Genomic DNA, 22,382 nt, shown 5'->3' with positions numbered 1-22,382 from the left:
ATTCGGGCTCAGCCGCCGCTGGCGCGCGCCGCGCCCGCTGCCGCCCGCAGCGCGGGCCGACGAGCAGGACCGGCCAAGCCGAGGTGGTAGAGGTGCAGCTCAGCCGCACCGCGCGAGACCAGCCGGCGGACGTGACCAGCGACGTCGCCGGCCTGCGGCCCCACCGCGGTGACGTAGGCGCCGATGCCGGTTTCGCCCGGGAAGTCCGCTGCGGCGCGGGCGACTTCGTCCGAGCCGGTGGCCTGCCAGCACGGGAGCACCACCGCGTCGACCTCGCCGACCGCGTGCGGGGTCAACCCCGGCAGAGCACCGGTCGCCCACGCATCGGTGCTGCCGTGCAGCACGACGCGCCTGCCGGGCCCGGCAGCGGCGAGGACCTCCCGGCGCAGCCGGTCGGCGCTCTCCTGCCGAGCGGCCAGCAGCACCTCGCGCAGCGCCGGCTCCAGGTCGTCGTCGACGGCGGTCAGGTCACCGGTGCCGATGAGCTCGCGCACCCGCGCGCGCAGCCTCCCGCGCACCTCCTGCGGGTCGGCCCCGCGCGCCGCCCAGCCCTCGGCGCAGGCCGGGCAGCAGCACACCGACAGCAGGCGCGCGACCGCGGGCGACCACACCGCGTCGGTCTTCTCGTGCTGGTGCTGGTGGACCGCGCCGAGCTGCCCGCAGGCCTCCAGCACCACCGAGCGCACCTCGAGACCGCGCAGGCTGGCCCGGGTCAGTCGCGCGGCGTACTCGCGCACCTCCGCGCGCGCCGGGCACAGCGCCCACGGGTAGGTCTCGTCGAAGCAGTTGCGCACCGCGACGTCCGGGAACTTCCCGCCGAGCAGCGAGTTGTGCGTGAGCACGATCCACGCCGCGGCCGGGACGCCGGCCCGTCCCAGCGCCGCGACGGCCTCGCCCGCCCTGTCGGAGCCGTCGACCCAGCTCGGGCTCGGCGGGCGCAACCGGCCCCACCCGGTGCCGATCGGGCGGTACAGAGCCGCGTGCTCGGCCAGCACCGAGCTGCGCCGCGCCGAGTTCGGGGTGGCCGCCCGCGCGCTGTGGTAGGCCACCGCGACGGCGACCTCGTCGACGCCGAGCTCGGCGGCCCGCTCGGCGAAGTCGCCCTCGACGTCCCAGGGGTAGGCGTAGCCGGTGACGCGAGCGCTCATCGCGACGCCGCCGCGCTGGGCCGCTTGGCCGCGCCGTCGAGCTCGTCGAGCATCCCGTCCACCTCCGGCGTGCGTTCCGAGGCGACCGCTCCCAGACCGATGAACAGCGCCAGCGACACCAGGATCGGGCTGGCCACGGTGGCGGTCTCGCTGGCGTCGAGCCCGTAGTAGAGCACCGCGTACGTCGCCAGGCCACCCGCCCAGGAGATCAGCGCCGCGCGCGATCCCGAGCGTCGGAACCACGGCAGCATCCCCAGCAGCAGCGGCACCGAGATCGGCCCCATCAGCGCGGCGACCCAGGACACGACGATTGACAGCACGCCGCCGAGGTTCTGCGCCTGGGTGGCCACGATCATGCTCAGCGCGATGAACCCGAAGGTCGCGATGCGCCCGGCCCGCAACCGCTGGCGCTCGCCGAACTCGCGAGCGCGGCGCCACATCACCGGCAGCATGTCGCGGGTGATCACCGCGGAGATGGCGTTGGCGTCCGAGGCGACCATGGCCATGGTGTGCGAGAACATCCCGGCCAGCACCAGGCCGATCATCCCGGCGGGCAGCAGCTCGGCGCTCATCGCCGCGTAGGCGGTGGTCGGGTCGTCGAGGTTCGGCACGAACAGCGGCGCGGCGAACATCGGGAACATCAGCACCAGCGGCCAGATCAGGTAGAGAGCGGCCGAGAGCAGGGCTCCGCGGCGGGCGGCGTAGGAGCTCGGCGAGGCCATGTAGCGCTGCGCCAGGTTCCACATGCCGCCGTTGTACTCCAGGGTCTTGACCAGCACGTAGACCAGCAGGAAGACGGTGGTGTACTCGCTGGTGACCGGCGAGGTGTGCCCGGCGGGCAGCTGGCCCCACATGGTCCACAGCCCGGAGATGCCGCCGAGGTTGGCCAGCACCACCCAGATCATCACGATGCCCGCCAGCGCCTGCACGATGAACTGGCCCATGTCGGTCAGCGCGTCCGCCCACAGCCCGCCCGCCGTGCAGTAGATCAGCGTGACGCCGCCGGTGATGGTGATGCCCCACAGGATCGGCACCCCGGCGTAGGACTGCAGCAGGATGGACACCGCGAACCACTTCGAGGCCACGTCGAAGACCTTCAGCGAAGCCCCGCTCCAGGCCAGCGCTTGCTGCGTGGGGACGTTGAAGCGGTGGGCCAGGAACTCCAGCGGCGAGGCGACGCCGAACTTCTCGCGGAGCTGGTTCCAGCGCGCGGCGAACAGCCAGGCGCCGATGGCCACGCCGATGCCGATCGAGGCGAATCCCCAGAAGTAGACGGTGATTCCCTGGCTGTAGGCCACCCCCGCGTAGGCCACGAACAGCACCGCGCTGTAGCCGGACATGTGGTGCGAGATGCCGGCCAGCCACCAGGGCATCCGGCCGCCCGCGATGAAGAAGTCCTTGTCGTTCTTGACCCGGCGGTGGGACCACCAACCGATTCCCACCATCAGACCGAAGTAGACGACCACCATGGCCCAGTCCAGCGCGTGCACCCGCCACCCCTTCGACATCGGATGTCTGAAACTCGAAAGCCCCCGCCGCTGCGGAATCGTCGCTCCGGCCGAACGCGCCGGAAAGTTTCGTGGTGATGCTTGCGTCCGCGGCCCGCCGCGAGGCGGACCGAGCGTTCGGAACAACCGTGGTACGTGCGTTAAAACGTTTCGAAAAGTTCCGGAGCGGACGCTAGTATGGCGTCGATCACGTGTCAACCGGCGCCGCGGTGCCCGATCGAATCGTGGAACTTCCTGCGACGAAGGGGAAACTGTTGCCAGAACGCATCCTGATCACCGGCGCGGCGGGCGGCATCGGAACTCTGATGCGCCCGCGGATGAATCGGCCGGGACGAACACTCCGAATGCTCGACGTCAAGAGCGTGCCGCCCGCCGAGAACGGGGAATCGGTCGAAATCGTCGAAGGATCGGTCACCGATCCCGACGCGATGCTGCGCGCCTGCGCCGACGTCGACGCGGTGGTGCACCTCGGCGGCCACAGCAGGGAGAACACCTGGCCCGAAACGCTCTCGCTCAACGTCGACGGCACGCGCACGGTGCTGGAGGCCGCGCGGCGCGCGGGCGTGCCGCGGGTGGTGCTGGCCTCCAGCAACCACGCTGCGGGCTTCCGGCGCGTCGACGAGGCCGGCGATGCGGGCCTGCCGGCGGATTCCGCACCCCGGCCGGACACCCACTACGGGGTGAGCAAGGCGGCGATGGAGGCGCTGGGCAGCCTGTACCACTCCCGGTCCGGCATGGACGTGATCTGCGTGCGCATCGGCTCGTGCTTCGAGCGGGTCGACGACGAGCGCGGGCTGGGCTTGTGGCTCTCCCCCGACGACTGCGCCCGCCTGTTCGAGGCCTGCCTTTCCTGCCCCTCGCCCGGATACCGCGTGGTGTGGGGCGTTTCGGACAACACGCGCCGGGTGGTCTCGCTCGACGAAGCGCGCGCGATCGGCTACCAGCCGCAGGACGACGCGGAGAAGTTCGCCGGCGAGGTCACCGCGGGACCGGACCACGAGCACCTGGGCGGCCCCTTCACCATCGCACCGCTGGGCGAGCCGAACTGACCAGGTCCCCGGGCGGGCGATTCCCCGGTCAGCCGCGGATCACCCGCCCGGACGGGCTCGGTTCAACTCGCCTTCGTCCCGCTGCCGGTCAGCACCGAGGCGTTGTGCTGGAGCAGCGCGAAGGGATCGTGCTCGGTGGTGTCGATCTCCGCCACGTGCCAGGGAACCTCGGAGACCTCCCGCAGGACCGAGGGGATGTCCAGCTCGCCGGACCCGAGGGGCACCTGGGCGGCGCCGACCTCGGCCGGGCCGTCCTTGAGGTGCACCGAGACCGCGCGCGATCCCAGCTCGGCCAGCTCCCGCCCCGGATCCGCCCCGGCCGCCACCGCCCAGTACACGTCGAGCTCGGCGAGCAGGTCGCGGTGCGCGCGGGACCAGAACCGGTCGAAGGCGGTGGTCCCGTCCGGCAGCACCGCCCACTCGAACCAGTGGTTGTGGTAGCCCAGCCGCAGATCGACCGCCTCCACCGCCGCGCCGATCGCATCGGCGAAGGCGTCGAGCCGACCCGGGTCGTCGAAGGTCTCCGCGTCGAATCCCGGGACCTGGCGCGGGTGCGGGACGAACGCGGTGTCCGCGCCGACGATCTCGCACTCCTCGGCCAGCTGCTCGGCATCCGGCAACGCGGCGTGCACCGCCGAGACCCCGAGGCCTGCGGCGTCCAGATCGCGCCGCAACCGGCGGGCGCGCACCAGTCGCTCGTCGTGGGACTCGTGCAGCGCGCCGAGCCCGAACGGCTCGACGTGGCGGTAACCGATCTCGGCCAACCGGGCCAGGGTGCCCGGCTGATCCGCGGACAGCAGATCGCGAACGCTGTAGAGCTGAACGGAAAGCACCGGCACGGCAGCACTCCTCGGAGGTCGAGATGTTCGGCGAGGTCACCCGACGATCAGCGGGCGCAGGGTTCCGTGGGCGATCTTCAGGCCCTGGGTGATGCGCTCGTCGTCACCGCCCCAGATCGGGTCCTCGTGCTCGACCGACAGCGTCCCGGTGAAACCGTGCTCGTAGAGCCGGTCCACCACCTTCGGCCAGTTGACCTGACCCCGGCCCGGGACGCGGTAGCGCCACCAGCCCATGTCCCACGGGTCGTCGCCCTTGCCCACCTTGCCGAAGAAGCCGTAGCGGTTGCGCTCGCGCGGATCCAGCTCGACGTCCTTGGCCTGGGCGTGCACGATCCGGTCGGCGTAGGGCGCGATCGTCTCCACCGGGTCGATGCCGATCCAGGTCAGGTGCGACGGATCCCAGTTGAGGTAGAAGCCCAGGGAGAACATCCACTCCCACAGCTCCGGCGAGTAGGCCAGGTTCCCCGGGTACCCGTCGGGGTGCCAGCCCTCCATGACGCAGTTCTCGATGATCAGCTTGATCCCGCGCTCGCCCGCGTAGTCCACCAGCTCGGGCAGCACCCGCTCGCCCTCGGCGAGGTTGTCGGCCACCGACCTCGTCGGGTCCCGGCCGATGAAGGTGCCCACGCAGGGCACGCCGAGCAGCTGCGCGGCGTCGATGGAGCGCTTGAGGTGGGTGCGGATCTCCTCGCGGCGCTCGGGATCCGGGTGCAGGTTGTTCTCGTAGTAGGCCAAGGCCGACAGGCCGAGGCCGTGCTCGTCGAACAGCTCGCGGGTCCGGTCGGCCTCGCGCTGCCCGAAGCTGGCGACCGGCAGGTGCGCCGCCTCGAAGTCGCGCCCGCCGGTGCTGGGCCAGCAGGCGACCTCCAGCGCCTCGTAGCCCGCGTCGGCGGCCCACGCCGCCACCCGTTCCAGGGACCACTGCGGAAGACACGCGGTGAGCATTCCCAGCTGCATGATCACACCTTCGTCCAGGAGCCGTTGCGGGCGGAGCGCAGGACCGCGTCGACGATGCGCGCCGAGCGCAGCCCGTCGGAGAACGTGGGCAGGCCGACGGGGTCGCCGCCGTCGATGGCGGCGTAGGTGTCGGCCACGAACGCCTCGAAGCACTGCGCGTACCCCTGCGCGTGCCCCGCGGGCAGCGCGGAGAGCCGCTGCTGCTCGGGCGATCCGGTCCCGAGGTCGCGCACCAGGGTGCGGTTGACCTCGGTGCCGCCCAGCCAGGCGGTTTCGGGATTCTCCTGATCGAACACGGCGCTGCCGAGCGCACCGTCGAGCTCGAACCACAGCCGGTTCTTGCGACCGGCGGCGACCTGCGAGATCGTCGCCGTTCCCAGCACGCCCGTCGACGTGCGCAGCAGCAGCACCGCGGAGTCCTCGGTGCGCACCTCGGCGCGCTCGCCACCGGCGGCAGGGCCGGCGAACGACCGCGCGGACCCGGCCGGGCGGGTCGGGACGGCGATGGACAGCTGCGCGAGCACGTCGGCGAAGTCCTCCCCCGAGACCCACTGCACCAGGTCGCACCAGTGCGAGCCGATGTCGGCGAAGGCGCGCGAGGTACCGCCGAGCTCGGGGTCGACGCGCCAGCTGGAGGCGTCCGGGTCGAGCATCCAGTCCTGCAGGTAGCTGCCGTGCAGCAGGTTGAACGGGCCGAACTCGCCCGCGATGCGGCGATCCCGGATCTCGCGGACGATCGGGTGGTAGCGGTAGACGAACGGGACCGTGGCCACCGCACCGCTCTCGGCGGCCGCGGCGGCCATCCGCTCGGCCTCCTGCAGGTCGATCCCCAGCGGCTTCTCGCAGACGACGTGCTTCCCGGCGCGCAGGGCCGCTTCGGCGAACGGCGCGTGCGTGGCGTTGGGCGTGCAGATGTGCACCACGTCCGCGCGCTCGTCCGCCAGCACCTCGTCGAGGTCGGAGTACGCGGCGGTCCCCCACGCCTCGGCGACCGCGCGGGAACGCTCGGATGACGAAGCCAGCACTCCGACGACCTCGGCTCCGGCGAGGATCGCGGCGCGGCGGTGCACCTCGGCGATCATCCCGGCTCCCAGGATCGCCACGCCGCGCCCGGTCTTGCCTGGGCTCACGCGGGGCCTCCTTCTGATCGGTTCCGACAACGACGGGTGTCTCACGCCCGAATTCGGTCGAGGACAAAGCTAGGGCCCGGGTTTTACGTCGGCAAGATCTGTGATTTATTTTCTTTTCGGTCATAAATGGGGTTCGAATCGCGCGGGAGGGATCGTCGATGGCCTGGGATCCGGTCCGATTGGCGGTGCCGCGCACGTCCGGCCGCGCCGATGGCAACCTCGTGCACAGCGGCTTGGCCCGGCTGATCGCCTCCGGCGCGGCCGAGAACCGGGTCGATCTGGTCCGGGCCACCGGGCTGGCCCGCTCCACGGTCAACAGCCACCTGGACGCGCTGATCACGGCCGGCGTCGTGGTCGAACGCGGCCCGATCGGCGGTGGTGGCCGCGGGCGCCCCGCGCACCGGCTGACCATCGCCCCCCGCGCGGGCGTGGTGCTGGCCGCCGACGTCGGCGCGCACACCACCCGCTTGGCGGTCGCCGATCTGGGGCAGAGCGTGCTGGCCGAGCAGCAGTTGGAGCTGGACATCTCGGTGGGCCCCGAGAAGTCGCTGGACGTGCTCACCGACGCGCTGCGCGAGCTGCTGACCACCGCCGAGGTCGCCGAGGACGAGGTCAAGGCGCTGGTCGCGGGCCTGCCGGGACCGGTGGACTCGCGCATGGGCGTGCCGGTGCGCCCACCGATCATGCCCGGCTGGGACGGCTTCCCGGTGGGCGAGGCGCTGGCCGCCCGGTTCTCCTGCGTCGCCTCGGTGGACAACGACGTGAACCTGATGGCCCTCGGCGAGGCCCGCGCGCTCGACGCGGACGAATCCCCGCTGCTGTTCCTCAAGATCGGCACCGGCATCGGCGGCGGGCTCGTCTCGGCGACCGGCGAGCTGCACCGCGGCTCCGACGGGGCGGCCGGCGACATCGGGCACATCCGGGTGCCCGGTGCCGACGACGTGGTCTGCCAGTGCGGCAACGTCGGCTGCGTGGAGGCGGTGGCCTCGGCCGATGCGATCATCCGCGCGCTGCGCACCGTGGACGGCGGACCGAAGGACACCGACGAGCTGGCCCAGCTGCTGCGCGACGGCGATCCGGCACGTGCGCACCGCCGCGGCGACCATCGGGGAGGTCGTCGCGATGCTGGTGCACTTCTACAACCCGAAGCGCATCGTGCTCGGCGGGCTGATCACCGCGGTCGGCGACGACGTGCTCGCGGGCATCCGCAGCGTGGTCTACCGGCGGGCTCTCCCGTTGGCCACCCGGCACCTGTCGCTGGCCAACAGCGCGCTCGGCCGCTCGGCGGGGGTGGCCGGGGCGGTGGTGACCGGCATCGAGAACGTGCTGTGCCCGAACGGGATTCGCGACCTGATGGAGGACCTGTCTTGACACCGGGAGGTGCGGGGCAGTAGTCATGGGAGACGTCTCACGCCGCTGCTTCGGCCGGTGCCCGGGTGCCTCCCGGCGTCACCGCCGACGGATCGCGAAGCGGAGACCCCATTGCCCTTCACCCGCCGACGATGGCGCGCGTCCCTCGTCGCCCTGTCGATCCTGTCGCTGACCGGCTGCTTGGGCCAACCCACCGCCGGTCAGGTCGGTGAGCGCGCGCCGCGCGCCGAGATCGCCAGCGCCGACAGCACCGGCGCCCGCGGCGAGCTGACCCTCTGCGGCATCCGCGACACCGGACTGTTCGAAACCCTCATCGCCGACTTCAACTCCCGCAATCCCGGCGTCCGAGCCCGCTACATCGAGATCGGGCAGGACACCGACGCCGCCCGCGCGCAGGCCATCCAGCGCCTGGAGGGCGGCTCGCGCGAGTGCGACATCTACCTCACCGACGTCACCTGGACCAGCCAGTGGGCCGCGCAGGGCTGGCTGCTCGACCACACCGAGCTGGTGCGGCAGCGCGCCGCCGACCTGATCCCGTCCACCTTGGACACCGTGCGCTACGACGACCGCTACTGGGCGATGCCGTTCTTCACCAACGCCGGGTTGCTGTTCCACCGGGAGGACCGCGTCCCGCCGCCCACCACCTGGGAGCAGGTCTTCGCGCACGCCGGCGAGGACGAGCGCAACCGCGCCGAGATCCAGGCCAAGCAGTACGAGGGGCTGACGGTGAACTTCCTGGAGCTGCTCTACTCCGCGGGCGGTTCGGTCCTCGACGAGCAGGGCGACGTCACCATCGACTCCCCGCAGACCCGCGAGGTCCTGCGGGTGATGGCCCGCGGCCTGGACGACGGCGCGATCGATCGAGCCAGCCTGACCTACAACGAGGACAACGCCCGCCGGGCCTACGAGTCCGGCGCGGCCGGCTACCTGCGGCAGTGGCCCAGCGCCCACGAGCTGATCGCCCAGACCGGCACCGGGCCGGTCACCGGCGTCTCCCGGCTGCCCGCCTTCGACGAGCGCGGCCGGCCCGCAGCGGTGCTCGGCGGCTGGAACCTCGCCATCGCCGCGACCTCGGACAACGTCCCGGCCGCGGTCGCCTTCACCGACTACGCCACCAGCGCGCGCACCCAGGAGAAGATGGTCCTCGAGCACACCCAGGCGCCGGTGTTCGCCGCGGTGTACGACGACCCGCAGGTGCGCGCGGAGATCCCGTTCATCGGCGAGCTGAAGAAGTCCGTGCTCAGCGCCCGCTCCAGGCCGAAGTCCCCGGTGTACACCCAGATCTCGCGGGCCATCTACGACAACGTCTACGAGGTCATCTCCGGGCAGACCGACGTCGAGTCCGGGGTGCGGGAGATGCGCGAGGACATCGAGACCGCTCAGGAGACCTTCTGATGACCGCGCCGACGACCCGGCGCGGCGTGGACCACGAGCAGCGCAGGACCGCGGTTCTGATGGTGGCCCCGGCGCTGGTGCTCATGTTCCTGGTCGCGGCGGTGCCGATCGGCTACGCGATCTGGCTCTCGCTCAACGTCTACAGCGTCCGGCGGGCCGGGCTGTCCGAGTTCGTCGGGCTGACCAACTACTGGAACGCGCTGACCACGCACGAGTGGTGGCAGGCCTTCGGCCAGACCTTCTTCTTCGCGGTCACCTCGGTGAGCCTCGAAGTGGTGCTGGGCGTGGCGATGGGCGTGCTGCTCAACACGGGATTCCGCGGCCGCGGTCTGCTGCGCTCGGCGCTGCTGGTGCCCTACGCGGTGCTCACGGTGGTCTCGGCGATCACCTGGCAGGCGATGTTCGAGTCCAACCTCGGTCTGGTCACCGGGGTCCTGCGCGCCCTTGGCCTGCCCGGCGGCGAGCACGTCTGGCTGGCCGAACCGGGCTACGCGATGGCGGTGATCATCGCCGCCGACGTGTGGAAGACCGCGCCGTTCGTGGCGCTGCTGGTGCTGGCCGGTCTGCAGGTCATCCCCGGCGACGTCTACGAGGCCGCCGACCTCGACGGGGCCGGTCGGTGGCAGACCTTCTGGCGGATCACGCTGCCGATGCTGCGCCCGGCGATCGCGCTGGCCGCGATCTTCCGGATGCTGGACGCGCTGCGGATCTTCGACCTGCCCTTCGTGCTCACCCAGGGCGCCAACGGCACCGAGACCATGTCGATGCTGGCCTACCAGGAGCTGCACGAAGGCCGGCTGATCGGCCAGGGCTCGGCGCTGTCCATCCTGACCTTCGCCACGGTGATGCTGGTGTCGCTGGTCTACATCCGCTTCGCCGGTGGCAACATCCGCGACGTCGCGCAGGAGGGCCGATGACGGCGACCGCGCTCGAACCCACCACTTCCAGTCCCACGACCGCCCCGCCGCCCGCGGCGCGGCGCGAGCGCTCGCAACCGCGCGCGCTGATCCTCGTGCTGGCCGTCGTCGCGATGCTGGTCTCGCTGGTGCCCTTCTACTGGCTGATCAACACCTCGCTGAAGACCGGTGGCGACCTCTCCTCGGGCAGCCTCTACCCCGCCGACCCGTCGCTGCGGAACTACCTGGACGTGCTGCAGGACGGCGACTTCCTCACCGCGCTGGGCAACTCGGCGATCGTCGGGGTGGTCACCACCGCGCTGGCGCTGAGCTTCGCCTCGTTCGCCGCCTACGCGCTGGCGCGGTTGAAGCTCCCGCGCAAGGGGTTGATCCTGGGTCTGGTGCTGTCGGTGACGACCTTCCCGGTGATCTCGATCGCCGCCCCGATGTTCAAGATCTGGAGCGACATCGGGCTCTACGACACGCTGCCCGGGCTGATCATCCCGAAGTTGACCTTCGCGCTGCCGATGGCGATCTTCGTGCTCACCTCGTTCTTCCGCGAGATCCCCTTCGAGCTGGAGGAATCGGCGCTGATCGACGGCGCTACGCCGTTCGGGGCGTTCCGCCGGGTGATCCTGCCGCTGGCCGTGCCGGGCATCGCCACCACCGCGATCCTGGTGTTCATCTCGGTGTGGAACGAGTTCCTGCTGGCGGTCACGCTGACCTCCACGCCCGGTGCTCGGACCGTGCCGGTGGCCATCGCCTACTTCTCCGGCATCAGCGAGTTCGACAACCCCATCGGCACGATCAGCGCGGCCTCGGTGCTGGTCACCCTGCCGCTGGTGATCGTGGTTCTGGTGTTCCAGAAGCGCATCGTGGCCGGCCTCACCGCCGGTGCCATCAAGGGCTGAGCACCCGCCCAGCAGGTCCCGAGTTCTCGGCGTCGGAAGTCCCGACCCGCCGCAACAACGAGCAGGAGGAGCAATTCCCATGAGTGATCCCGCGTTCCGGGTCGGAGTCGTCGGCGTCGGCTGGGCCGGTCAGCAGCACCTCGCCGGTTACGCCGCGCTGCCCGACGTCGAGATCGTCGCCATCGCCGGTCAGGAGACCGATGTGCTCGCCGAGCTCGGCGAGCGCTACGGCGCCCGGCACCTCTTCCAGGACTGGGAGCGGTTGATCGAACTGCCGGATCTGGACGCGGTGAGCATCGCCGTGCCGAACTTCCTGCACGCCCCGATCGCCATCGCCGCGCTCAAGCGCGGTATGCACGTGCTCAGCGAGAAGCCCTTGGCGCGCAACGCCATCGAGGGTCGCGAGATGGTCGAGGCCGCCCGCTCGGCGGGCCGGGTCCTCGACGTGGCCTTCAACCACCGGCTGCGCGGTGACATCCAGACCCTCGGCGAGATCATCCGCGGCGGCCAGCTGGGCACGCCCTACTACGCCAAGGCCTCCTGGATGCGGCGGCGCGGCATCCCCAAGATCGGCAGCTGGTTCACCAACCAGCAGATGGCCGGTGGCGGGCCCCTGGCAGACATCGGGGTGCACGTGCTGGACTACTCGCTGTTCCTGCTCGGCGAGCCGAAGGTGATCTCGGTGACCGCCTCGACCTACCGGGAGCTGGGCACCCGCGACATCGGCGGGATGCGGTGGGACGCGGCGGGCGGGGGCTCGGCCTTCGAGGTCGAGGACATGGCAGCGGCGTTCCTGCGCCTGGAGGGCGGTGGCACGCTGGTGCTGGAGACGTCCTGGGCGGCCTTCCGCAATCCCGACGACCTCATCGACTTCCACGTCATGGGCACGGAGGGCGGTGCCGAGCTCACCGCCGTGGGCGCCACCAAGGCCAAGGTGGGCGACCTGCACGTCTACCGCGACGTCGACGGCGAGATCGCCGACTACCAGCCCGCCGCCGAGCCCGGCCTTGCGCACGCCGGCGTGGTGGCCAACTTCGTCCGCACCATGGCCACGCCCGCGGAGTGGGCGGCCAACGACGGGTCCGTGGCGCTGCGCCGCGCCGAGATCATCGACGCCTGCTACCAGTCCGCCACCGAGAACAAGGAGATCGTGCTCCCATGAGCCTGCGCATCACCGTCTGGAACGAGGGCGTCCACGAGGCCCGGCAGGACCCGGCCGGGATGGCCGAGTACTACCCGGACGGCATCCACGGCGCCGTCGCCGAGGCGCTGCGCGCGCACCTGCCCGATGCCTCGGTGCGCACGGCCCTGCTCGACGACGCCGAGCACGGACTGCCCGAGGAGGTGCTCGCCGACACCGACGTGCTGCTGTGGTGGGGGCACCTCGCGCACGCGGAGGTCTCCGACGAGGTGGTCTCGCGGGTCCAGCGGCACGTGCTCGGCGGGATGGGGCTGCTGGTTCTGCATTCCGGGCACTTCTCCAAGATCTTCACCCGACTGCTGGGCACGACCTGCTCGCTGAGCTGGCGCAACGCCGCCGAGCGGGAGGTGGTCTGGACGGTCGACCCGACCCATCCGATCGCCGAGGGAGTGCCGAGCCCGGTGGTCATCCCGGAGCAGGAGACCTACGGGGAGTTCTTCGACATCCCGGCGCCGGACGAGCTGATCTTCATCAGCTCTTTCTCCGGTGGCGAGGTCTTCCGCTCGGGCTGCGCGTTCCACCGGGGGCGGGGCCGGATCTTCTACTTCAGCCCGGGTGACGAGCGCTACCCGGTCTACCACCAACCGGAGATCCAGCGGGTGCTGGCCAACGGCGTGCGCTGGGCCGCCCGGCCGGACCTGCAGCGCACCGCGCCGCAGGTGTCCAACCCGGCCAGGGACTGGTTCCTGGAGCAGCAGCGGAGCTGATCGGCATCGGTAGCGGCTCGGGCGCCGCGCGGTCAACGGCTGCTTGGCGTTGCCGCGCGGCGCCCGAGCTGCGCCGAGCACCGCCTCGGGAGCACCACCGGCGCGCCGGCGCATAGACTTCACGCGGGAGGTGCTGGGATGATCAACAAGAGTCGGCTCGGCGTGCTGCTGGTGCGCACCGGGTTGTTCTTCGTCGCCGCCGTGGTCCTGGGCGTGGTCTACGGCTGGCCGTCGTTCGCGGTGATCGCCGCGGCGCTGACCGGCGGCGCGACCCTGATCCAGCTCGGCGGCTGGCTGTGGCTGCGCCGCGCCGAGCGGCGCGATCCCGCCGCGGCCGCCGATGCCGCGCCCAAGCCGCACTCCGAGTTCCTGTGAGCCCGCTGGCCGGCATTACCCCCCTGGGGTATAAATGAGGTAGAGCCACGGGCTCGGCGAGGAGGTCTTCGATGTACGGCTACACCCACGACAAGGACAACTACGCCAAGCGACTGCGCCGCATCGAGGGCCAGGTGCGCGGCCTGGCGCGGATGATCGAAGAGGACGATTACTGCATCGACGTCCTCACCCAGGTCTCGGCGACGACCAAGGCGCTGCAGTCGGTGGCGCTCGGGCTGCTCGACGAGCACCTCAAGCACTGCGTGGCCGAGGCGGTCAACGAGGGCGGCGACCAGGCCGACGCCAAGATCCGCGAGGCCAGCGACGCCATCGCCCGGATGGTGAAGTCCTAGTCCCCGATGCCCGCTCCCAGCCCGATGCTCCGCTGGATCCTGATGGCGGTGCTCGCGCTGGGCGTGGCTGCGATGCACCACGTGCCGAGCCAGCACGCCCAGCCTCAGATCGCGGCCACCGCGCACGCCGAGCACCCCTCGCCCGCCGAGCACCCCGAACCCTCCCCCACCGGCCACGACCTGCTGCACCTGTGCCTGGCGGTCGCGGTCGGCTTCCTGGTGCTGCTGGCGCCGCGATTGCGGCTGCTCGCCCTCGCGCCGATCGAAGCGCGGCGAGCGCGCCCGCAGGCCGAGGCCGTTCCCCTCGCACCACCGACGCCTCGAAGACTCGCCGAACTGTGCGTGCTGCGGCTCTGATGAGCGCCCGCACCGGTCGCTGCGGCCGGTGCCCCAGCACGTTTCCGGTTCCATCGAGACGAGGTCTTCCATGAAGCGAACCCGCGTGCGCGCCGCTGCGCTCGGCGCCATCGCATCCCTGTCCCTGCTCGCCGGCTGCGGCACGGCGCAGGAAGCCCAGCAGCAGCCCGCGTCGACCCAGGCTCCCGCCAAGCACCACGACGAGGCCGACGTGTCCTTCGCCCGCGGAATGGTCGTGCACCACCAGCAGGCCGTCGAGATGTCCCGGCTGGCCGCCGACCGGGCGGGCTCGCCGCAGGTCCGCGAGCTCGCCGAGCAGATCGAGGCGGCGCAGGGACCCGAGATCGAGCGGCTCGAGGGCTGGCTGCGCGACTGGGGCGCCGCCCCCGCGCAGCACGGCGGCCACGGCGAGGACGGGCAGATGCACGGGATGATGTCGGCGGAGCAGCTGCACGGCCTGTCGCGGGCCAGCGGCGCGGACTTCGACCGGCGCTTCCTGTCGATGATGATCGAGCACCACGAGGGCGCGGTCCGGATGGCCCGCACCGAGCTGGACTCCGGGGCGTCCCCGGAGGCGAAGCGATTGGCGCAGGGCATCATCGACACCCAGCAGGCCGAGATCGACACCATGCGCGGCTTGCTCGCCCGCTAGCGAACCGGTGCTGCGGGGCGCGCTCCGCGTCCCGCAGCACCGCCGCGCGAATTCCCGAGCGCTCGAAATCGAAACGCCGAATTCACCGGGCCTTCGCGAACCCCGCGCGGCCAACCTCCCGAATTCCGGGACGACCGAGCGGATTTCGCCGAACGCGGCAGCTCAACGCCGCTGTAATGCGCATCACCACGGCTTCTCCGGGGCGGGGCGGAACAAATCGCTCCGCCCCGTCGCTGGTGCCTGAGTCCGATCTCCCGAACCCGTTCGCGAACTCGCTCCGAGAGGAAGCAATGGAAGACGTCGCGGTGCGCCGCGCGGACGCCGACACCGGAAGACCGGTGGTCCCGGAACCGACCGGATTGCGGCGACTGCGCATCATCGTCGTGCTCGGGGCGCTCATCGCCCTGGGCCCGCTGACCATCGACATGTACCTGCCAGCACTGCCCTCGATCGGCTCCGACCTGGCAGCGCCCGAGGCAACCGTGCAGCTGACCCTGACCGGCACGCTGGTCGGCCTGGGACTGGGCCAGCTGTTCATCGGACCGTTCTCCGACGTCGTCGGCCGCAGGCTGCCGCTGATCCTGGGCACCGGCCTGCACGTGCTCGCCTCGCTGGCCTGCCTGGTCGCGCCGAGCATCGCGGTGCTGGGAGCCCTGCGCGTGGTGCAGGGCGTGGGCGCGGCGGCGGCCATGGTGGTGGCGCTGGCCGTGGTCGGCGACCTGTTCACCGGGCGCGCGGCGGCGACGGCGCTGTCCCGGTTGTTCCTGGTCATGGGCATCGCCCCGATCCTCGCGCCGACGCTCGGCGGCGCGGTGCTGCTCTCCTCCTCCTGGCGCGGGGTCTTCGGCGTGCTGGCCGGGCTGGGCGTGGTGCTGCTCGCGGTGGCCGTGCTGGCGCTGCCCGAGTCGCTGCCCGCCGAGCGGCGTCAGCCCGCGCACTTCCGGCCGGTGCTGCGCACCTACGGCAAGCTGCTCTCCGACGGCCCGTTCGTGCTGCTGCTGGTGGTCGCGGCGCTGGCGATGTCGGCGCTGTTCTCCTACGTCTCCGGTTCGTCGTTCGTGCTGCAGGAGCAGTTCGGACTCGACCAGCAGAGCTTCGCGCTGGTCTTCGGCGCCGGCGCGGTATCGCTGATCGGCGCCTCCCAGCTCAACGTGGTGCTGCTCAAGCGCTTCACGCCGTTGCGCATCGTGATCACCGCGCTGGTGGCGGCCACCGCGGCGGCCGGGCTGCTGACCGCGCTGGCGGTCACCGGCACCGGCGGGCTGCTCGGCTTCCTGCTGCCGCTGTGGGCGGTGCTGGGCTCGATGGGCTTCGTGATGCCCAACGCGCCGGCGCTGGCGCTCAACCGGCACGGCGAGGCCGCGGGGACCGCCTCGGCGCTGCTGGGCGCCTGCCAGTTCGGGCTCGGTGCGCTGATCGCTCCGCTGGTGGGCGTGCTGGGCAACGACGGCCCGGCGATGGCGATCATCATGACCGCCGGGGCGGCCGTCGCGCTGGTGGCCCTGGGCGCGGTGTTGCGACTCGGTAATCGGACCGTGGCCGCCGCCTGACCTCGAACCCGGCGGTCCGGGCATTAGCATCACGGCTGGGCGGTCACCGCCGCCCAGCCGTGACGAAGGGGTGCGCCATGTCCGAGCCGGAGGAGATCGACCTGGACAAGCCGAACGCGGCGCGGGTCTACGACTACTACCTCGGCGGTGACCACAACTTCGCCGTGGATCGGCAGATGGGCGACGAAGCCATCCGGATGTGGCCGGAGCTGCCGCAGATCATGCAGGCCAATCGCGCCTTCCTGCGCCGCGCGGTGCACTACTGCGTCGAGCGGGGCATCCGCCAGTTCCTAGACCTCGGCTCGGGCATCCCGACGGTGGGCAACGTGCACGAGGTCGCCCAGCTGGCCGCACCGGAGACCAGGGTGGTCTACGTGGACACCGACCCGGTCGCGGTGGCCTACAGCAGGAAGCTCCTGGAAGGCAACGACCGGGCCGACATCGTGCGCGCCGACCTGCGCGATCCGGAGGCGGTGCTGAGCTCCGCCGAGGTCACGGGGCTGCTCGACCTGGACCAGCCGGTGGCGCTGATGATGGCCGCGGTGCTGCACTTCGTCGGCGAGGAATCCCGGCCCCGCGAGATCGTCGCCCGCTACCGCGACGCGCTGGCCCCGAGCAGCTACCTGACCATCTCGCACGCCACCGACGAGGGGCGGCCGGATCTGGCCGACGAGCACGCCGACCTCTACCGGAAGCGGACCTCGACCCCGATGACCATGCGCTCGCGCGCGGAGATCGCGGCGTTCTTCGAGGGGTTCGAGCTGGTCGACCCCGGCCTGGTGTTCATGCCGCAGTGGCGCCCGGTGTCGCCGTCGGACGTCGACGACAACCCCGAGCGCCTCACCGCGCTGGTCGGGGTCGGGCGCAAGCTATGAGCGGACGCGCCGCTTGCGGCCGGTGACCTTGTTGTAGATCACCAGCACGACGATCGCGCCGATGATCGAGCCGATCCAGCCCGCGGGCTGGAATCCGCGGAATCCCACGGTGAAGAAGCCCAGCACCCAGCCGCCGACGACCGAGCCGACGACACCGAGCGCGATCGTCATCAGCATGCCGATGTCGTCCTTGCCCGGCACCACGGCACGAGCGATCAGGCCGGCGATCAGGCCGAACACGACCCACCCGACGATGGTCCAGAACACGATCAATCCTCACTTCCCGCACGACTGCTTCGCCCGACAGCCTACGCCCGAGATCACCATCACCCAGCAGTGATCACCGCGCCTTCCCGCGCGGGTGCCCCGGCGCGCGGGAAGGCGTCCCGACCAGCGCGAGAACCCCGACGGTCAGGCGGTCTTGGTGGCCTTCAGGAAGCGGCCCACGCCCTTCATCGGGAAGCTCGCCAGGCTGCGGCCGTGGTCCTCGGCGACCTTCTCGGCCTCGCGGGAGTCGGTGCTCCAGCCGAAGCCCGCGAGGGTCTCGGCGGCGTTCGGACGGTCGTCGGCGTGCAGCAGCTCGCGCATGTCGACGCCCCACTGCTTGCCGAGCTCGACCATCTCCTCGTCCCGGAACAGCTCGCTCAGGTCGCCGAAGTCCTCCACCGCCAGGCGGCTTCCGCGCGCGGAGAGCCGGTCGACGTTCTCCAGCAGCTGCTGCTGGGCGTCCTGCGGCAGGTACGGCAGCAGGCCCTCGGCCAGCCACGCGGTCGGCGCGGAGGTGTCGAAACCGGCTTCGAGCAGCGCGCTCGCCCAGTCCTCGCGCAGGTCGATCGGCACCTGGCGGAGCTCGCAGCTGGTGCTCGCGCCCTGCGCTTCGAGCACGCCCCGCTTGAACTCCCGCACCTTCGGCTGGTCGATCTCGAACACGACCGCGCCGCGCGGCCAGGACAACCGCTGCGCGCGCACGTCGAGACCGGAAGCCAGGATCACCGCCTGGCGGACCCCTGCCTCGCTCGCGCCGTCGAAGAAGTCGTCGAAGAACCGGGTGCGCACGCCCATGTACTGGTCCACCTGGAGGGCGGACCACACGCCGGCGCCCTCCTCCCCCAGCTCGTCGATCTCCCGGCGGGTGGTCGGCATCGGCACCTCGGCCTCCGCGGCCGCGACGAAGGCCGCCGCGTAGGGGTCCTCCACCAGGCGGTCGTCGCGGTCGGTCTCGATCGCCCGCGCCGCGGCCACCGCCAGCGCGGTGACGCCGACGCTGGTCACGATGTCCCACTGCTGCTGGCCAGTTGTCACGCTCACGCCCCTTCTCGCGCCGGGCCGGAACCTCCTCCGCGCGGCGCCCCGGTTCTCGGCTGCGTTCACCACGAGCAAGACGGGCTGGATCGCCGTCAGCACCGTCCGCAACAGTAGCCACTTTAGTTGCATGCACCAACTAATGGTGCTGCAAGCCACAGCCGCACCGCGCGATGCGCGACATCGCGGGTTCGGCAGGCAATTCCGGCGTTCGGCGCGTTCCGGTCAGCGCAGCGGGTGCAGCGGCGCGAGCTCCGGGCGAGCACGCCCGGTGACGATGGACTCGGCGAGCAGCCGACCGCTGACCGGCCCCAGCGCGATGCCCCACATGTTGTGCCCGCCGCAGACGTGCACCCGCGGTGAGGTGGTGGGGCCGATCAGCGGCAGCCCGTCGGTGGTGCACGGCCGCGGGCCCACCCACTCGTCCCGACGTTCCTCGAGGTCGACTCCGCGCAGCATCGGCCGCACCGAGTCGACCACGGCATCCATCCGCCTGCGGTCCAGCGGCTGATCGGGGCCGGTGAACTCCATCATCCCGGACACGCGCACGCGCTCCCCCAGCGGCGTGCACACCGCCTTGCGGCTCGGGAAGTAGGTCGGGCCGCCGGGCAGGGTGTCGCCGGAGACGCTGCAGCTGTACCCGCGTCCGGCCTGCACGGGCATCCGCACGCCGAACCGGCGGGCCAGCGGGCTCAGCCAAGCGCCGGTGGCCAGCACCGCGACGTCCGCGCGGTGCTCGACCCCGGCAGCCGTGCGCGCGGCCACGCCGGAACCGAGATCTCGCAGATCGGCGACCCCGGCGTCCTCGACGATGCTGCCGCCCTGCGCGCGCACCGCGTCGGCCAGGCCGGCCAGGTAGGAACCGGGGTTGAGGTAGCGCTGCCCGAACAACCGCAGGCCCGCACCCGCCTGCTCGGTCAGCACCGGCTCCAGCTCGCGCGTGCCAGCACCGGTGAGCAGTTCGTAGTCCACCTCCTGGCCGGCGGCGCGGACCTCTTCGAGCTCCTCGACGATGTGCGCGCGCTGCTCGGCGTCGTCGAAGACGATCAGGAAGCGCTCGGTCGAGCGGGTCGGCTCCGCCAGCCCGATGTCGTCGTAGGCGTTCAACGCCTCCCGGTTGAGCGCGGCCAGGGCGGCCATCGACACCCGCCAGCGGCGCTGCGTGCAGTTGCCCGCGAGCCGCAGCAGGAACCGCCCGAGCCTCGGGTCCGGAACCGGCGAGATCGACAGCGGCGAGTTCGGCGAGAACAGCTTGCTCAACCCGGTGCGCAGCATCGACGGCTCCGGCAGCGGGACGGCGAAGCACGGCGTCAGCCAGCCCGCGTTGCCCCAGGAGGCTCCCGCGGCCACGCCGCGCCGGTCGAGCACGGTGACCTCGACGCCGTGACGTTGCAGGAAGAAGGCGGTGGACAGACCGGCCATCCCGGCCCCGACGACGATCGCGCTGCGCGGCTGCTCGGACATACCGAGAGGATCTATCATCGGCCGAAGATCATCAAACTCGCGCGGCATTTCCGCCGCGATTGATCAACACCCAGGAATGCGTCGAACGTCGAATTCGGCGAACGGGTTGCATGAAATCGCCATTTCCACCCATGTGGGTGATCTTTGACTTCGTGAATTGCGCCGATCACCGCATAGACTCCGGCGCGTGACTGCACTACCGCACAGCTCGACCGAGGCGGCCCTGCGCGACGCGGTGGACACAGCCTTCATCGACTTACTGACCCGACCGCACAACCCGGCGGACCGCGCCAGGCAGGAGCTGAGCCGCGCGGTGGGGCTGCTCGACGAGGACCCGCAGATCGACATCTCCGCCGCCGCGGCCTCGGCGGTGCGCAGTGCGGCGCAACACCTCGCGCACGGGGAACGCGCCTACGCCCGGACCGCCCTGGTCACCGCCCGCAGCAACCTCGCCGCCCCGGGTTCCCGGCTCGGCGAGCGCAACACCGGCTGAGCCCGCCGGCCGCGCCTCGCGCGCGGCCGGCGGTGCGCTCCGCCCGCGGTCGGCGCTACCCCAGCTCGCCCAGCCGCTCGCGGTACTCCTGAGCGCTGAGCTCGCCGCTGGCGAAGCGCTCGGCCAGCACCGACTTCGCCCGCTCGGTCGCCGAGGGCCGCCGGGACCGGCGGAGCATCGTCACGATCGCGGTGACCACCAGCGCTGCGATCAACAACAGGAACACCAGGGGGAAGATCCAGAACGGCCCGTCAGCGTGCGGACCGGCCCCACCGGGACCCCACTCCGCGAGAAGTTCGGTCATCATCGTCCTCGCCACCTTCCGAGTTCATCGATTGATACCCGTCAGCCTCCGCTCCGGGCGGTCGCGCGGCGTCGGTCGGCGAGCGGCACTCGGGCTACCACCGGGTGCGTAGGCCGGTGCGCCGTGCTGCGCTGCCATCCGGACGTAGCCCGCGTTCATCCCGGCTTGCCGCGTAGTTCCTTGCGCTCACCTGCGCTTTCGCGGTTCGGTGTAGGCAGGCCGCACGGCCGAGGTGAGGAGAGCGATAGTGACTGCCAACACCACCGGACCCAAACCGATGCTGGCCGGACGCCGAGGCCCCGGCCCGCAGCTGGCCGTCTACCTGTTCATCCTCGGACCGTTCGCCGCCCTGCTGGCGGCCGTGCCGCTGTCCTGGGGCTGGGGATTGCGCTGGTGGGACCTCGCGCTGGCCGCCGGGTGGTACGTGCTGACCATCCTGAGCGTGACGGTCGGGTACCACCGCTACTTCACCCACGGCGCCTTCCGCGCCCGGCGGTGGATGCGCATCACCCTGGCGGTGGCCGCGAGCATGTCGGTCCAGGGACCGATCCTGCACTGGGTGGCCGACCACCGGCGCCACCACGCGTTCTCCGATCGGGAGGGCGACCCGCACTCCCCGTGGGCGTTCGGAACCTCGCCCGCCGCGCTGGCGCGCGGGTTCTGGCACGCGCACATGGGCTGGGTGTTCGAACGCGACCTGACCAACCAGCAGCGCTTCGCCCCCGACCTGCTCGCCGACCCCGACATCCGCCTGGTGCACCGGCTCTTCGGGCCGCTGACGGTGCTGACCTTCGCGCTGCCCGCCCTGATGGGCTGGGCGATCACCGGCACCGCCTGGGGCGCGTGCACCGCGTTCTTCTGGGCCGGTCTGGTCCGGGTGGCCTTCGCCCACCACGTGACCTGGTCGGTCAACTCGATCTGCCACATCGTCGGCGAGCGACCGTTCCGCAGCCGGGACAAGGCGGCGAACTTCTGGCCGCTGGCGATCCTGAGCATGGGCGAGTCCTGGCACAACCTGCACCACGCCGATCCCACCTGCGCCCGGCACGGCGTCAAGCGCGGCCAGATCGACATCTCGGCGCGGACCATCTGGCTGTTCGAGAAGCTCGGCTGGGTCCACAACGTCCGCTGGCCCACTCCGCAGCGGCTCTCCCGGCTCAGCTCGGAGGGGTGAGCGCCCGGCCCGAGCGGCTCACCGCCGCGCGTTGGCGCAGCGGATGCAGGTGGTGGCCGCGGGCAGGGCCGCGAGGCGTTCCTGGGAGATGCGCTTGCCGCAGCGCTCGCAGACCCCGTAGGTGCCCTCGGCCAGCCGGTGGTCGGCGTGGTTGAGGGCTTCCAGCTCGCTCTTCGCGTCGTTGAGCAGGCCCTGGGTCTGGGCGCGCTCGTAGGCGATGGTCACGCCCTCGGGGTCGTGCTCGTCGTCGTTGGTCGTCCAGGTCGCGGACTCGACGATGGACGCGAGGTGGCGCTGCAGCGACTCGATGCGCTGCTCGACCCGCTCGCGTTCCTCGGCGAGCATCCGCTCCGGCGACTTGCGCGACATGT

At 71.5% G+C, this 22,382-nt stretch carries 24 protein-coding genes and 1 pseudogene; 15 read left to right on the top strand and 10 right to left on the bottom strand.

Annotated features, from left to right (window positions below; all coding sequences use genetic code 11):
• Window positions 1–8: 8 nt before the first annotated feature.
• Both ACFQRI_RS01095 and ACFQRI_RS01090 read right to left on the bottom strand, forming a co-directional pair.
• A complete protein-coding gene (locus ACFQRI_RS01095; protein WP_380663087.1) occupies window positions 9–1,148 on the bottom strand; it encodes a hypothetical protein in 1,140 nt (379 codons plus the stop codon).
• Window positions 1,145–2,638 (bottom strand): sodium:solute symporter family protein, encoded by a 1,494-nt coding sequence (locus tag ACFQRI_RS01090; protein WP_380664555.1) that lies wholly within the window; start codon window positions 2,636–2,638, stop codon window positions 1,145–1,147. The genes ACFQRI_RS01095 and ACFQRI_RS01090 overlap by 4 nt, the downstream gene beginning before the upstream one ends.
• A 269-nt stretch (window positions 2,639–2,907) precedes the next feature.
• On the opposite strand from ACFQRI_RS01090, the gene ACFQRI_RS01085 reads away from it, so the two are divergent.
• Entirely contained in the window at window positions 2,908–3,705 is a 798-nt protein-coding gene (locus ACFQRI_RS01085; protein ID WP_380664552.1) for an NAD-dependent epimerase/dehydratase family protein, read from the top strand.
• A gap of 62 nt (window positions 3,706–3,767) precedes the next feature.
• Here ACFQRI_RS01085 and ACFQRI_RS01080 read toward each other — a convergent pair whose 3' ends face one another.
• The 3 genes from ACFQRI_RS01080 to ACFQRI_RS01070 are packed head-to-tail and all read right to left on the bottom strand — an operon-like array spanning window position 3,768 to window position 6,631.
• The gene (locus ACFQRI_RS01080; protein ID WP_380663084.1) at window positions 3,768–4,538 is read right to left on the bottom strand and encodes a sugar phosphate isomerase/epimerase family protein; all 771 of its coding nucleotides are present in this window, start codon (window positions 4,536–4,538) and stop codon (window positions 3,768–3,770) included.
• Between the two features lie 42 nt (window positions 4,539–4,580).
• A complete protein-coding gene (locus tag ACFQRI_RS01075; RefSeq protein ID WP_380663081.1) occupies window positions 4,581–5,501 on the bottom strand; it encodes a sugar phosphate isomerase/epimerase family protein in 921 nt (306 codons plus the stop codon).
• 2 nt (window positions 5,502–5,503) lie between these two features.
• Window positions 5,504–6,631 carry a Gfo/Idh/MocA family protein gene (locus ACFQRI_RS01070; protein WP_380663079.1) on the bottom strand — a complete coding sequence of 376 codons (1,128 nt, stop codon included), beginning with the start codon at window positions 6,629–6,631 and terminating at the stop codon, window positions 5,504–5,506.
• A 158-nt stretch (window positions 6,632–6,789) separates the two neighbouring features.
• On the opposite strand from ACFQRI_RS01070, the pseudogene ACFQRI_RS01065 reads away from it, so the two are divergent.
• The 12 genes and pseudogenes from ACFQRI_RS01065 (at window position 6,790) to ACFQRI_RS01010 (ending at window position 17,274) form a co-directional block, all read left to right on the top strand.
• Window positions 6,790–8,002, top strand: a pseudogene (locus ACFQRI_RS01065) (ROK family protein).
• A 111-nt stretch (window positions 8,003–8,113) separates the two neighbouring features.
• Window positions 8,114–9,397, top strand: coding sequence for an ABC transporter substrate-binding protein (locus ACFQRI_RS01060; protein WP_380663076.1), 1,284 nt, complete (start codon window positions 8,114–8,116; stop codon window positions 9,395–9,397).
• Window positions 9,397–10,314 carry a carbohydrate ABC transporter permease gene (locus ACFQRI_RS01055; RefSeq protein ID WP_380663073.1) on the top strand — a complete coding sequence of 306 codons (918 nt, stop codon included), beginning with the start codon at window positions 9,397–9,399 and terminating at the stop codon, window positions 10,312–10,314. The genes ACFQRI_RS01060 and ACFQRI_RS01055 overlap by 1 nt, the downstream gene beginning before the upstream one ends.
• Complete coding sequence (locus ACFQRI_RS01050; RefSeq protein WP_380663070.1) at window positions 10,311–11,204, top strand: carbohydrate ABC transporter permease; 894 nt, start codon at window positions 10,311–10,313, stop codon at window positions 11,202–11,204. Before ACFQRI_RS01055 ends, ACFQRI_RS01050 begins: the two co-directional genes overlap by 4 nt.
• Window positions 11,205–11,283: 79 nt before the next feature.
• A complete protein-coding gene (locus ACFQRI_RS01045; RefSeq protein WP_380663067.1) occupies window positions 11,284–12,366 on the top strand; it encodes a Gfo/Idh/MocA family protein in 1,083 nt (360 codons plus the stop codon).
• Entirely contained in the window at window positions 12,363–13,112 is a 750-nt protein-coding gene (locus ACFQRI_RS01040; RefSeq protein ID WP_380663065.1) for a ThuA domain-containing protein, read from the top strand. The genes ACFQRI_RS01045 and ACFQRI_RS01040 overlap by 4 nt, the downstream gene beginning before the upstream one ends.
• 138 nt (window positions 13,113–13,250) lie before the next feature.
• Window positions 13,251–13,487, top strand: coding sequence for a hypothetical protein (locus tag ACFQRI_RS01035; RefSeq protein ID WP_380663062.1), 237 nt, complete (start codon window positions 13,251–13,253; stop codon window positions 13,485–13,487).
• Between the two features lie 71 nt (window positions 13,488–13,558).
• Complete coding sequence (locus tag ACFQRI_RS01030) at window positions 13,559–13,840, top strand: metal-sensitive transcriptional regulator (RefSeq protein WP_380663059.1); 282 nt, start codon at window positions 13,559–13,561, stop codon at window positions 13,838–13,840.
• A 6-nt stretch (window positions 13,841–13,846) separates the two neighbouring features.
• Window positions 13,847–14,197, top strand: coding sequence for a hypothetical protein (locus tag ACFQRI_RS01025; protein WP_380663056.1), 351 nt, complete (start codon window positions 13,847–13,849; stop codon window positions 14,195–14,197).
• Window positions 14,198–14,267: 70 nt separating this feature from the next.
• Window positions 14,268–14,849 carry a DUF305 domain-containing protein gene (locus tag ACFQRI_RS01020; RefSeq protein ID WP_380663053.1) on the top strand — a complete coding sequence of 194 codons (582 nt, stop codon included), beginning with the start codon at window positions 14,268–14,270 and terminating at the stop codon, window positions 14,847–14,849.
• A gap of 290 nt (window positions 14,850–15,139) precedes the next feature.
• Window positions 15,140–16,399: a multidrug effflux MFS transporter gene (locus ACFQRI_RS01015; RefSeq protein ID WP_380663050.1), complete on the top strand. Its 1,260-nt coding sequence runs from the start codon at window positions 15,140–15,142 to the stop codon at window positions 16,397–16,399.
• 77 nt (window positions 16,400–16,476) lie between these two features.
• On the top strand, window positions 16,477–17,274 hold the full coding sequence (locus ACFQRI_RS01010; protein ID WP_380663048.1) for an SAM-dependent methyltransferase: 798 nt from the start codon (window positions 16,477–16,479) through the stop codon (window positions 17,272–17,274).
• Here ACFQRI_RS01010 and ACFQRI_RS01005 read toward each other — a convergent pair.
• The 3 genes from ACFQRI_RS01005 to ACFQRI_RS00995 all read right to left on the bottom strand — a co-directional run bounded on the left by ACFQRI_RS01005 (window position 17,269) and on the right by ACFQRI_RS00995 (window position 20,040).
• Window positions 17,269–17,541, bottom strand: coding sequence for a GlsB/YeaQ/YmgE family stress response membrane protein (locus ACFQRI_RS01005; RefSeq protein WP_380663045.1), 273 nt, complete (start codon window positions 17,539–17,541; stop codon window positions 17,269–17,271). The genes ACFQRI_RS01010 and ACFQRI_RS01005 overlap by 6 nt on opposite strands.
• A gap of 144 nt (window positions 17,542–17,685) precedes the next feature.
• A complete protein-coding gene (locus ACFQRI_RS01000; RefSeq protein ID WP_380663042.1) occupies window positions 17,686–18,582 on the bottom strand; it encodes an SAM-dependent methyltransferase in 897 nt (298 codons plus the stop codon).
• A 219-nt stretch (window positions 18,583–18,801) separates the two neighbouring features.
• Window positions 18,802–20,040 carry an NAD(P)/FAD-dependent oxidoreductase gene (locus ACFQRI_RS00995; RefSeq protein ID WP_380663039.1) on the bottom strand — a complete coding sequence of 413 codons (1,239 nt, stop codon included), beginning with the start codon at window positions 20,038–20,040 and terminating at the stop codon, window positions 18,802–18,804.
• Between the two features lie 187 nt (window positions 20,041–20,227).
• On the opposite strand from ACFQRI_RS00995, the gene ACFQRI_RS00990 reads away from it, so the two are divergent.
• Window positions 20,228–20,533, top strand: coding sequence for a hypothetical protein (locus ACFQRI_RS00990; RefSeq protein WP_380663036.1), 306 nt, complete (start codon window positions 20,228–20,230; stop codon window positions 20,531–20,533).
• A gap of 55 nt (window positions 20,534–20,588) precedes the next feature.
• On the opposite strand, the gene ACFQRI_RS00985 is transcribed toward ACFQRI_RS00990, so the two are convergent.
• Window positions 20,589–20,840, bottom strand: coding sequence for an SHOCT domain-containing protein (locus tag ACFQRI_RS00985; RefSeq protein WP_380663033.1), 252 nt, complete (start codon window positions 20,838–20,840; stop codon window positions 20,589–20,591).
• A 241-nt stretch (window positions 20,841–21,081) separates the two neighbouring features.
• Between ACFQRI_RS00985 and ACFQRI_RS00980 the strand changes: the two genes are divergently transcribed.
• Entirely contained in the window at window positions 21,082–22,011 is a 930-nt protein-coding gene (locus ACFQRI_RS00980; protein ID WP_380664550.1) for an acyl-CoA desaturase, read from the top strand.
• An 18-nt stretch (window positions 22,012–22,029) separates the two neighbouring features.
• On the opposite strand, the gene ACFQRI_RS00975 is transcribed toward ACFQRI_RS00980, so the two are convergent.
• The gene (locus tag ACFQRI_RS00975; protein WP_380663030.1) at window positions 22,030–22,380 is read right to left on the bottom strand and encodes a TraR/DksA C4-type zinc finger protein; all 351 of its coding nucleotides are present in this window, start codon (window positions 22,378–22,380) and stop codon (window positions 22,030–22,032) included.
• Window positions 22,381–22,382: the final 2 nt, after the last annotated feature.

Source organism: Saccharopolyspora griseoalba (genome assembly GCF_042665275.1).
GTDB lineage: Bacteria > Actinomycetota > Actinomycetes > Mycobacteriales > Pseudonocardiaceae > Saccharopolyspora > Saccharopolyspora griseoalba.
The sequence above is the reverse complement of the archived record's forward strand: the minus strand, read 5'-3'. Positions and strand labels throughout refer to the sequence as shown.

What these genes read in the sequence shown, in the direction of transcription:
- ACFQRI_RS01040 (WP_380663065.1), top strand. Translation starts at nt 12,363, where the DNA reads ATGAGCCTGCGCATCACCGTCTGGAACGAGGGCGTCCACGAGGCCCGG.
- ACFQRI_RS01030 (WP_380663059.1), top strand. Translation starts at nt 13,559, where the DNA reads ATGTACGGCTACACCCACGACAAGGACAACTACGCCAAGCGACTGCGC.
- ACFQRI_RS01095 (WP_380663087.1), bottom strand. Translation starts at nt 1,148, where the DNA reads ATGAGCGCTCGCGTCACCGGCTACGCCTACCCCTGGGACGTCGAGGGC.
- ACFQRI_RS01050 (WP_380663070.1), top strand. Translation starts at nt 10,311, where the DNA reads ATGACGGCGACCGCGCTCGAACCCACCACTTCCAGTCCCACGACCGCC.
- ACFQRI_RS01075 (WP_380663081.1), bottom strand. Translation starts at nt 5,501, where the DNA reads ATGCAGCTGGGAATGCTCACCGCGTGTCTTCCGCAGTGGTCCCTGGAA.
- ACFQRI_RS00985 (WP_380663033.1), bottom strand. Translation starts at nt 20,840, where the DNA reads ATGATGACCGAACTTCTCGCGGAGTGGGGTCCCGGTGGGGCCGGTCCG.
- ACFQRI_RS01020 (WP_380663053.1), top strand. Translation starts at nt 14,268, where the DNA reads ATGAAGCGAACCCGCGTGCGCGCCGCTGCGCTCGGCGCCATCGCATCC.
- ACFQRI_RS01025 (WP_380663056.1), top strand. Translation starts at nt 13,847, where the DNA reads ATGCCCGCTCCCAGCCCGATGCTCCGCTGGATCCTGATGGCGGTGCTC.
- ACFQRI_RS01045 (WP_380663067.1), top strand. Translation starts at nt 11,284, where the DNA reads ATGAGTGATCCCGCGTTCCGGGTCGGAGTCGTCGGCGTCGGCTGGGCC.
- ACFQRI_RS00995 (WP_380663039.1), bottom strand. Translation starts at nt 20,040, where the DNA reads ATGTCCGAGCAGCCGCGCAGCGCGATCGTCGTCGGGGCCGGGATGGCC.
- ACFQRI_RS01055 (WP_380663073.1), top strand. Translation starts at nt 9,397, where the DNA reads ATGACCGCGCCGACGACCCGGCGCGGCGTGGACCACGAGCAGCGCAGG.
- ACFQRI_RS01015 (WP_380663050.1), top strand. Translation starts at nt 15,140, where the DNA reads ATGGAAGACGTCGCGGTGCGCCGCGCGGACGCCGACACCGGAAGACCG.
- ACFQRI_RS01010 (WP_380663048.1), top strand. Translation starts at nt 16,477, where the DNA reads ATGTCCGAGCCGGAGGAGATCGACCTGGACAAGCCGAACGCGGCGCGG.
- ACFQRI_RS00975 (WP_380663030.1), bottom strand. Translation starts at nt 22,380, where the DNA reads ATGTCGCGCAAGTCGCCGGAGCGGATGCTCGCCGAGGAACGCGAGCGG.
- ACFQRI_RS01035 (WP_380663062.1), top strand. Translation starts at nt 13,251, where the DNA reads ATGATCAACAAGAGTCGGCTCGGCGTGCTGCTGGTGCGCACCGGGTTG.